The organism is Actinoplanes couchii (assembly GCF_016862075.1).
GTDB classification, from domain to species: domain Bacteria; phylum Actinomycetota; class Actinomycetes; order Mycobacteriales; family Micromonosporaceae; genus Actinoplanes; species Actinoplanes couchii.
Window position 1 is genome coordinate 35,723 of the sequence record NZ_BOMG01000075.1, and the last position, 9,089, is coordinate 44,811.

At 71.4% G+C, this 9,089-nt stretch carries 9 protein-coding genes; 6 read left to right on the forward strand and 3 right to left on the reverse strand.

Annotated features, from left to right (window positions below):
- Positions 1 to 128 precede the first annotated feature (128 nt).
- Both Aco03nite_RS30290 and Aco03nite_RS30295 read left to right on the forward strand, forming a co-directional pair.
- Positions 129 to 1,382, forward strand: coding sequence for an SUKH-3 domain-containing protein (locus Aco03nite_RS30290; protein ID WP_203800832.1), 1,254 nt, complete (start codon positions 129 to 131; stop codon positions 1,380 to 1,382).
- Positions 1,379 to 2,626: an SUKH-3 domain-containing protein gene (locus Aco03nite_RS30295; protein ID WP_203800835.1), complete on the forward strand. Its 1,248-nt coding sequence runs from the start codon at positions 1,379 to 1,381 to the stop codon at positions 2,624 to 2,626. The genes Aco03nite_RS30290 and Aco03nite_RS30295 overlap by 4 nt, the downstream gene beginning before the upstream one ends.
- Here Aco03nite_RS30295 and Aco03nite_RS30300 read toward each other — a convergent pair.
- Positions 2,617 to 3,750 carry an FAD-dependent monooxygenase gene (locus Aco03nite_RS30300; protein ID WP_203800839.1) on the reverse strand — a complete coding sequence of 378 codons (1,134 nt, stop codon included), beginning with the start codon at positions 3,748 to 3,750 and terminating at the stop codon, positions 2,617 to 2,619. The two genes, Aco03nite_RS30295 and Aco03nite_RS30300, sit on opposite strands and share 10 nt — an antisense overlap.
- A 68-nt stretch (positions 3,751 to 3,818) precedes the next feature.
- Between Aco03nite_RS30300 and Aco03nite_RS30305 the strand changes: the two genes are divergently transcribed.
- The 3 genes from Aco03nite_RS30305 to Aco03nite_RS30315 all read left to right on the forward strand — a co-directional run bounded on the left by Aco03nite_RS30305 (position 3,819) and on the right by Aco03nite_RS30315 (position 6,053).
- Complete coding sequence (locus tag Aco03nite_RS30305; protein ID WP_239145553.1) at positions 3,819 to 4,511, forward strand: TetR/AcrR family transcriptional regulator; 693 nt, start codon at positions 3,819 to 3,821, stop codon at positions 4,509 to 4,511.
- Between the two features lie 125 nt (positions 4,512 to 4,636).
- Positions 4,637 to 5,293: a YdeI/OmpD-associated family protein gene (locus tag Aco03nite_RS30310; RefSeq protein ID WP_203800841.1), complete on the forward strand. Its 657-nt coding sequence runs from the start codon at positions 4,637 to 4,639 to the stop codon at positions 5,291 to 5,293.
- Positions 5,283 to 6,053 carry an enoyl-CoA hydratase/isomerase family protein gene (locus tag Aco03nite_RS30315; protein WP_239145554.1) on the forward strand — a complete coding sequence of 257 codons (771 nt, stop codon included), beginning with the start codon at positions 5,283 to 5,285 and terminating at the stop codon, positions 6,051 to 6,053. The genes Aco03nite_RS30310 and Aco03nite_RS30315 overlap by 11 nt, the downstream gene beginning before the upstream one ends.
- Here the strand turns inward: Aco03nite_RS30315 and Aco03nite_RS30320 are convergent.
- Positions 6,040 to 6,576, reverse strand: coding sequence for a TetR/AcrR family transcriptional regulator (locus tag Aco03nite_RS30320; protein WP_239145555.1), 537 nt, complete (start codon positions 6,574 to 6,576; stop codon positions 6,040 to 6,042). The genes Aco03nite_RS30315 and Aco03nite_RS30320 overlap by 14 nt on opposite strands.
- A gap of 88 nt (positions 6,577 to 6,664) precedes the next feature.
- Between Aco03nite_RS30320 and Aco03nite_RS30325 the strand changes: the two genes are divergently transcribed.
- Positions 6,665 to 8,464, forward strand: a complete 1,800-nt coding sequence (locus tag Aco03nite_RS30325; RefSeq protein WP_239145556.1) for an ABC transporter ATP-binding protein — start codon at positions 6,665 to 6,667, stop codon at positions 8,462 to 8,464.
- Here the strand turns inward: Aco03nite_RS30325 and Aco03nite_RS30330 are convergent.
- A complete protein-coding gene (locus Aco03nite_RS30330; protein WP_203800846.1) occupies positions 8,380 to 8,715 on the reverse strand; it encodes a hypothetical protein in 336 nt (111 codons plus the stop codon). The two genes, Aco03nite_RS30325 and Aco03nite_RS30330, sit on opposite strands and share 85 nt — an antisense overlap.
- Positions 8,716 to 9,089: the final 374 nt, after the last annotated feature.

A 9,089-nucleotide genomic window follows, 5' to 3' on the forward strand; every position in this document is an offset into this window, starting at 1 on the left:
GCTGTCTCCCCCAGGACTCGCGATTTGACTGACAGAACCTACCAGCAGGAATCAACCCCGGGCCTCCACCGACCGGCGTTGGCCAGGGGCTCTAAGCTCGCACGGACGGACCGAAGGGGGCGGGCTGGATGATCACGCTGGCCGAGGCACAGGACATCGCCCGGGGATGGGCTCACCGGCAGTCGTTCCAGCGTGGCTACGAGTGTGTGCCGCACGTCGACGAGCTGACCGACGGGTTCGCGGTGTGGATGCGGCTACCGCCACGGACACACACGCAGCCGGGTGGCGACCTGACCACCGTCATCGACCGGGAGACCGGGCGGCTCTCGCACTGGCCACCGGCCCCGGCCGAGGAGCTGGACCGGACGTACGGCGAGCGCCGGGCCGCCGTGGTCGGCCCGCACCGGACCGCCGACCCGATCGCCGAACTACGCCGGGAGGCGCACCGCCGGGTCAGCCCGTCGACGGCCGCGCACATCACGCTGGGTGGCCGGCTGTTCCGGGCCCGCGGCGCCAAGGGTGACCAGGAGCTGCGTCATCACCCGCTGATCGCCGGGCTGCTGGAGGCGATCCCGCGGCCGGCCCGGATCCGGGGCGCCGAGCGGCACGCCGAGCTGCTGGTGCTGTCGGACGTGTTCACCGACGCCGACCGGACCCGGACCGACGCCGGCCAGGCGCCGCTCAGCCTCGACGAGGCGAAGGTCCTGCTCGGCCACGGCGGGTTCGAGACGTTCCACATCCGCGAGGCGGAGGACTCCCACGGCGGCAAGCCCACCCACCCGTGTGCCACCTGCTCGGCGATCCTGGTCGAGCTGGGTGTGATCCCGGCCTCCGGCGACTTCCACCGGGCCAACCAGGTGATCCGGCGGCGTACCTCGGGTGACGACCCGGAACCCGGCCGGTTCCCGGCCGAGGTGGCCTGGGAACTCGCCGCGGGCGGCTGGGGCGAGTCGCGGCGTGCGGAGAAGGATCTGGCGTACGTCCGGGACGGCCGGCACCGGGGCACCGAGCACCTGATCGAGGAGTTCCCCGCGGCTCGTGCGGCGTACCTCCAGTTCCACGACACCGCCCCGCACCGCAACGGCCCCGGCCTGGGGCAGCGTGTCCGGCTGTTCCACATCGGCCCGTTCCACGGCGTGGTGTACCTGGCCGACGCGCTGCACGAACTGGGCCAGGTCGTCGGCGCCCGGATGTACCCGCTCGGCACCGAGGGCTTCGACGAGGCGGTCCTGGCGATCGACGAACGCGGCCGGGTCTTCTCGCTGGACCAGGGCGGGGAGTGGTTCGTCGGGGAGACCCTCGACGAGGCGATCATCGCGCTGGTCATGGGCTTGCCGAACGCCCGCGTCCGTGACGACGGCACCTGGAGGAACGAACAGTGATCACTCGTGCGGAGGCCGACGCCATCGCGGCGACCTGGGCTCGTGGCTACACGCTCGCCGGACAGCAACGGACCGCCCGGGTCGACGAGTTCGACCTCGGGTTCGTCGTCGCCCTGATCTCGGCGACGTCGGTCGAGCTCGGCGCCGCCGCCCAGATCATCGACCGGGCGACCGGCCGGGTGTCGACCTGGCCGAACCTGCCCTTCGACACCGTGGCGCAGATGTACCGGGACAGACACGCGGACATCGTCGGCCCGCCCCGGACCGCCGATCCCGAGGTGCAGCTGCGCCGCGAGATCCGTCGCCGGATCGCGCCGACGATCGCGGCGCACGCGACGGTCGGCGGCCGGGTCTACATCGGCCGGGGCGCCAAGGGCGACCAGAAGCTCAACCACCACCCGCTGGTCCTGGAGCGTCTAGCCGAGCAGGCGCCGCACGAGCAGGTCCGCGGGCACGAGCGGCACGCCGAGCTGATCGCCTGCTCCGACGCCCTGCACGACGTGGACCGGCGCCGGGCCCTGGACGGTCTCGGGCCGATCGCTCTCGACGAGGCCCGGGTGCTGCTGGGGGACTCGCTGTTCGAGACGTTCCAGATCCACGCTTCCGGTGATCCGCAGTCCGGTCAGCCGAACGACCCGTGCGAGACCTGCGTCTACGTGCTCACCCAGCTGGCGTTGCTGCCGTGGGCCAGCACCGGCGCCTTGCACGAGTTCGTCGCTTCACCGCAGCCAAGTCCCGATCCGGCCAGGTTCTCCGACACGGTCGCCGCGGAGTTGCTCCACGGCGGTTGGTGGCCGGACGCGCCCTATGACCTGACTGTCGAGATCGCCGAGAGCATGCTGGAGGACGATGTTCTCCCAGTCAACGGCCAGGAGTTCCGCCACCAGGAGTTTCCGGCGCTTTCCGCGGCGATGGGCCACACGGCGCTGGCTTTGCTGGGGCGTCGTGCACCCGGGGTGTCCCAGCGCTCCCGCCTGTTCGCGATCAACCCCGTGGACGCCGCCCACACCGCTGACCTGCTGCACGAGTTCGGTCAGGTGATCGGTGCCCGGCTGCTCCCGCTGGGCCGGGTGAACGGCGAATCGGTGCTGGCCATCGACGAGCACGGCCGGGTCTTCGACCTGGACCAGGCCGGGGAGTGGTTCGTGGCCGACACCTATCTGGAAGCCCTGGAGACCCTGATCGTCGGACGCCGGACATACCGGGTCCGGGACGACGGGACCTGGGGCGGCGATCAGGAGTAGGCAGGCAGTTCGGTGTCGGTGGCCAGGCTCTTCGTGCCGCTGAGGAGCATCCGCTGGGCCGGGCGGGTGCTCAGCAGCCGGTTGCGCAGCGTCAGGCCGTACCGGGTGGCCGGCGCCAGGAAACGGCCGGGGTTCGCGCCCTTCTGCCATCGTCCGGCGTACGCCCGCATCCGGGTCTCGTAGGCGGCGAAGGCCGCTCGATGATCGCCGGTGGAGGCCAGCTCACCGGCGAGGACGTGGGCGCCGACCAGCCCGGTGCCGACACCCATGCCGCCCAGGGTCACGCCCCACGCCGCGTCACCGACCAGGGCGATCCGGCCCCGGGTCCACGACGGCATGTCGATCCTGGCGATGGCGTCGAAGTACAGGTCGGTGACGCCGTCGAGGCTGTCCAGCAGCCTCGGCACGTGCCAGGGCAGCCCGTCGAAAGTGCTGCTGATCAGCCGTTTCTGCGCCGCCTGATCGTGCCAGCCGACGGTTTCCCCGGTGGACCGGAAGATCAGCATGGCGACGGCTCCGGGGCTGACGCTCGCCATCCGGCCGGGCACGTTGAACCACCGGCTGGAGTCGAGGCCGTCGAACGCCAGCTCCCACCCGGCGATGTGGTAGCCGAGCGGTGTGAGGAACCGGCTCTCGGCACCGAACACCAGACGGCGGACCGTGGAGTGCATGCCGTCGGCGCCGATCACCAGGTCGAACTCCTCGGCCCCGGCATCGCGGAACTCCACCCGTACAAAATCGGCTGTCTCTTCGATCTTGGTGATGGTGTCACCGAACCGGTAGTCGACCCGGCCGGCGCCGCGGTCGTGCAGCAGGCGGGACAGGTCGCGGCGACGAACCTCCAGCTCACCGCCGGTGAAGGTGGCCGGCAGCGTGAAGATCTCCCGGTCGTGCTCGTCCACGCAGATCATCGCGCTGCCGTGGGTCTGGATGGCGCGCAGGTCGTCGAGCACGCCGAGCCGTCGTAGCACCGCGTGATGGGTGGGCCCGCGGAAGTCGACGGCGAAACCGCTGGTGCGGAGCCCGGGGGCGATCTCGACGACGGTGACCGCCGCCCCGTCCCCGGCGAGTCGCAGGGCCAGGGCCGGCCCGGCGATTCCGGCTCCACTGATCAGTACGCGCATGGTCCGTCTCCAAACTGTGTCCGTCGGATACAGATTATGCTAGACACAGTTTTTACGGGAGGGCAACCATGCGCGACCTGATGACACTGCTGTGGACGCCGGCGGCCCCGCCCCGCCGCGGCCCGCGACCGACTCTGACCCTGGAGACGATCACCGCTGCCGGCATCGCGGCGGCCGACGCCGAGGGCCTGGCCGCGGTCACCATGCAGCGGGTGGCCGAGGCCGTCGGGGTGACCAAGATGGCCCTCTACCGCTACGTCCCCGGCAAGGCCGAGCTGGTCGCCCTGATGCTGGACACGGCCATCGGCGCCCCGCCCGATCCGGTTCCCGGCGCGACCTGGCGGGCGACCCTGGACGGTTGGGCCCGGGCGCTGTTCACCGGATTCCACGCCCACCCGTGGGCCCTCGAGGCCGCTGTCGGAGCCCGGGTGATCGGGCCGAACGAGCTGAGCTGGCTGGAGACCGCGGTCGCCGCTCTGACCGATTCCGGTCTGCACGGCAGTGAGAAGCTCGACGTGGCGGTGCTGCTCACCGGGCACGTCCGCAACCTGGCCCAGCAGGTCACCGCGATGCCGCCGGGCGCGGACCCGGAGCAGGCGATGGGCCTGCAGGCGCTGCTGGCCGGCCGGGAGGAGCGGTTCCCGGCCGTCGCCGCGGCGCTGGAGTCGACCGGGGGTGACCGGGCCCTCGACTTCGGGCTGGCGCGCATCCTGGACGGGGTCGGCGTGCTGATCGCCGAGCGGATCACGCGGCCCACGTAGCCGATCTGGGCATGACGTTCCCGCGGTGGCGCACCGGTGCGGCTGGTAGTCGGCGAGCGCGTTCATCGACGTCTTCCGCCGTACCTTCGGCCGCACCCCGGGCTGCTACCCGTACGCTGCGCTCTATGGTGAGCGTTGAGCTGCAAGAATTGGTCGTCGCGGATGCGGCGGCGCTGCGGGCGTGGATGATCGGGAACCACGCCTCGTCGGCCGGGGTGTGGCTCGCCCTGACCCGCAAGGGCGGCACCGTCACCACCCTGACCTGGCAGCAGGCCGTCGACGAGGGGCTGTGTTTCGGCTGGATCGACGGCCAGGCCCGCAAACGCGACGAGCAGTCGTCGTGGATCCGGTTCACCCCGCGCCGGGCCCGCAGCTCCTGGTCCCAGCGCAACGTCGAGCACGTGGCCCGGCTGGAGGCGGCCGGGCTGATGTTCCCGGCCGGGCAGGCCGCGGTCGAGGCGGCAAAGGCGGACGGGCGATGGGCCGCGGCGTACGCCCCGCCGTCGGAGACCGTGGTGCCCGACGACCTGGCCGCCGCGATCGCCGCGGAACCGGCCGCCCAGGCGATGTTCGACGTGCTCACCAAGACGAATCTGTTCGCACTGGTGCACCGGTTGAACGCGGTCAAGCGCGCCGAGACCCGGGAACGGAAGATCGTCGAATTCGTCGCGATGCTGGCCCGGCACGAGACTCTCTACCCGCAGAAGGCGAAACCGCGGGGAGAGGCGTCTCCGCTGTTCGCACGGAACGGACGCCCGGTACGGTACGACGGTGCTGAGTGACGAGCTGTCCGTCGACGTCGCGGACGGGGTGGCGCTGCTGGAGATGCGGCGGCCGCCGGCGAACCATTTCGACGAGGTGCTGATCGGGCGGATCGTGGACGCCGCCAAGACGCTCGACGACGACCCCGCCTGCCGGGTGATCGTCCTGGCGTCGGAGGGCAGGCACTTCTGTGCGGGCGCCGACTTCGGGGCCGGCTCGTTCGCCGAGGATCACGTGGTGGCGGCCGAGCGGCTCTACCGGCGGGCGGCGGAGCTGTTCGACGTGCGTACGCCGATCATCGCCGCGGTCCAGGGGGCCGCCGTGGGCGGCGGGCTCGGCCTGGCGTGCGCCGCGGACCTCCGGGTCGCCGAGGCGTCCACCCGGTTCGTGGCGAACTTCGGCCGCCTCGGTTTCCACCAGGGCTTCGGCGTCAGCGTGACACTGCCGGAGATCGTCGGGCGGCAGGCCGCCACCGACATGCTGCTGACCGGGCGCCGGGTCGGCGGCGAGGAGGCGCTGCGCCTGCGGCTGGCCGACCGGCTCGCCGAACCGGGGCTGCTGCGGGTCACCGCCCGCGCGCTGGCCGCCGAGATCGCCGGGTCGGCGCCGCTGGCGGTCCGGTCGATCCGGGCCACGCTGCGGCACGGGCTGGCCGAGCGGGTGCGCGCCGCCCTGGAGCACGAACTGGCCGAACAGAAGATCCACTGGGCGACGAAGGACAGCGCCGAGGGGATCGCCGCCAGCCTGGGCCGGCGGGCCCCGGTCTTCACCGGGGAGTGACCGCCCCCTCGATGCTGCGCAGCACCAGGCGCAGCGCCTCGTGCCGGGAGACCTGGGCCTCGGAGATGTAGCTCCAGCCGCCGTAGAGGTGTGACCACATCAGGTTGGAGATCCACGTGGCGGGCAGCTCGGGGTCGATGCTGCCGTCACTGTGACCGCGTTCGATCATCGCGGTGAAGCCGTCGTCGCAGTCGCCCTCGTCCTCGAAGGCGATCTGCTCGCGGAACAGCAGCGAGAGCACGTCGCCGAGATCGAAATACTCCTGACAGAGGCGGCGGATCGCGGACGCCCCGGTCTCGTCGCCGACCCGGGCCCGCAGCCGCGCCTCGTCCAGACGGCGCCCGGCCTCCTCCTTCAGCGCCTCGATCAGATCGGTGCGCTCCGGAAAATACCTGTGCAGCGTCGTGCGCCCGACGTCGGCGGCGGTGGCCACCTCACCCAGCGGGGCAGCCGGGTTGCGGGACAGCACCTCGATCGCCGCGTCGAGGATCGCCTGACGGGTCCGGGCACGGACGCTTCTCACCGTCGCAGAATAACAGTTGCCCTTTCTGGAACATCGGTGTTCCATTGCGGGCATGCCAGCTACCACGAGACTGGGAACCCTTCTAGCCGTGCTCCGCCCGCACCGGCGCACGATGGCGCTCGGGCTGTTCCTCGGCCTGATCGCCAGCGCGGCCGGGCTGGCCACGCCGATGGTCACCAAGTGGGTGCTCGACAGCTTCAGCGGCGGCGTCGACCTGGTCACCCCGATCGCCGTGCTCGCCGCCCTGGTGGTGGCCGGTTCGGTGATCACCCTCTGGCAGTCGATCCTGCTCGGCACACTGGCCGAGCGCATCGTCCTGGACGCCCGCACCTCGATCATCAGACGCTATTTCCGGGCCCGGGTCCTCGACCTGCAGGCCCGCGCGACCGGCGAGCTGGTCACCCGGGTCACCGCCGACACCGGCCTGCTGCACCAGGCGTCGAGCAGCATCATCGGCCTGATCAACGCGGGCATCGGCCTGATCGGCACGCTGGTGCTGATGGCAGTCCTCGACCTGACCCTGCTCGCCTGCACGCTGGGCGCGGTGGCCGTGGTCGGGGTGCTGATGTTCCTGCTGCTGCCCAGGATCGGCCAGGCGCAGACCGCCGCCCAGGCGTCGGTCGGCAACCTGGGCGCCAACCTGGAGGGCGCGCTGCGTGCGATCCGGACCGTCAAGGCGTCCCGGGCCGAGGGCCGCCAGGGCGACCAGATCGTCGGCAACGCGCAGGACGCCGCCCGGCACAGCATCCGTGCCGCCCGGGTCGCCGCCGCGGTGTGGACCATCGCCTGGTCCGGCATCAACCTGGCGGTCATCCTGATCCTCGCCGTCGGCGCCTGGCGGGCCAGCGAGGGGCTGCTCGAGGTGTCCAGCCTGGTGGCGTTCCTGCTCTACGTCTTCCAGCTGATGGGCCCGATCGGCGAGCTGACCCAGAATCTGACCGCCCTCCAGGCCGGCATCGCCGCCTCCGGCCGGATCAACGAGCTGGAGTCGATCGCCCTGGAGCCGTCGTCACCGGGCTCGGCCGAGGCTGCCGTTCCGGCCGGCTCGACCGAGGCGATCGTTCCGGCCGGTTCGGCCCAGACGACCGGTCCGGCCAGTGAGGACGATGGCCCGGTGCTGGCCCTGCAGGGCGTGACCGCGCGGTACGGTCCGGACACCTCGCCGGTTCTGCACGGTCTCGACCTGGAGATCCCGCGCCGTGGCCACACCGCGATCGTCGGCCCGTCCGGCGCCGGCAAGACGACACTGTTCTCGCTGCTCCTGCGCTTCCTGGAGCCGGAGGAGGGCCGGATCCTGCTGGACGGCCGCCCCTACACCGAGTGGAGCCACCGGGAGGTGCGGGGCCGGCTCGCCTACGTCGAGCAGGAGACCCCGGTGGTCCCGGGCACGGTCGGCGACAACGTGCGGTTCACCCATCCCGACGCGACCGACGCTGAGGTACGGGAGGTGCTGCGTTCCGTTCGCCTCGACGAGCTGGAGCCGGCCCTGCACGCCACCGACGTCTCCGGCGGTCAGCGCCAGCGGATCGCCCTGGCCCGGGCCCTGCTGCGCACCCCCGAGGTGCTGCTGCTCGACGAGGCGACCGCACAGGTCGACGGGCTGACCGAGGCCGCCGTGCAGGCCTGCATCCAGGAGCACGCCCGGCGCGGCGCGGTGGTGACGATCGCGCACCGGCTGTCCACGGTGCTCGACGCCGACCGGATCGTGGTCGTCGAGGACGGGCAGATCCGGGCCCAGGGCACACACCCCGAGCTGTACGAGTCCGACGACCTGTACCGGAGTCTGGTCGAGGCGCTGCGGATTCAGCCGTTCCTGGAGAAACAGAACCTGCGGACCTCGGACCTGGACAGATTGACCGAGATCCAGCCGACCATGCCGAGCGTGTAAACGATGCCGAGACCCATGGGCCACCCCAACTGCCAGCCGGCCCAGACGGCGACGGCCGTGAGGACCTGAGCGTTGACGGCGAGGATCCAGGCGACCGCCCAGCCGCGCGGAAAGTATCTGCCGGCCCAGCCCGCCTGGATCCCGCCGAACAGCAGCCCGACGAGAACCGCCCAGGCGTAAAGATCACCGTTCGCCGGCATCACCGGCTGAAAGTTGATCGCGACGACCAGGAAGAGCAGGATCCCGATCATATTGACGACCAACTGAATCCAGAGCAGAGCACGAGTCTGATCGGCATACACGGGTATCGGCGGCACATCCATGACCGGCGACCCTAACAGCCCACAGAAACCGTCCCAAGCTGCAGCGACGTCACTCACCGCCGGTTCTGCCCGCGCTGGCTCCCTGGCATCTTCGGCCCCTTGGCTTCTCTTGTGCCCCGACTTTTTGTGCCCCGACCTCTTCGGCCCCGACCTCTTCGGCCCCGACCTCTTCGGCCCCGACCTCTTCGGCCCTGGGATTCTCTGGGGCACCGGGTTTCTCCGGATCCCTGCCCTCGGGAGACCCTGCCTCCCGGGCGCGACCTCCCCGACTCCGCGCCCTGCCACGCCCGGAAACTCGCGGT

Coding starts and splice junctions, on each gene's coding strand:
- Aco03nite_RS30290 (WP_203800832.1), top strand. CDS start 129: ATGATCACGCTGGCCGAGGCACAGGACATCGCCCGGGGATGGGCTCAC.
- Aco03nite_RS30300 (WP_203800839.1), bottom strand. CDS start 3,750: ATGCGCGTACTGATCAGTGGAGCCGGAATCGCCGGGCCGGCCCTGGCC.
- Aco03nite_RS30305 (WP_239145553.1), top strand. CDS start 3,819: ATGCGCGACCTGATGACACTGCTGTGGACGCCGGCGGCCCCGCCCCGC.
- Aco03nite_RS30310 (WP_203800841.1), top strand. CDS start 4,637: ATGGTGAGCGTTGAGCTGCAAGAATTGGTCGTCGCGGATGCGGCGGCG.
- Aco03nite_RS30330 (WP_203800846.1), bottom strand. CDS start 8,715: ATGATCGGGATCCTGCTCTTCCTGGTCGTCGCGATCAACTTTCAGCCG.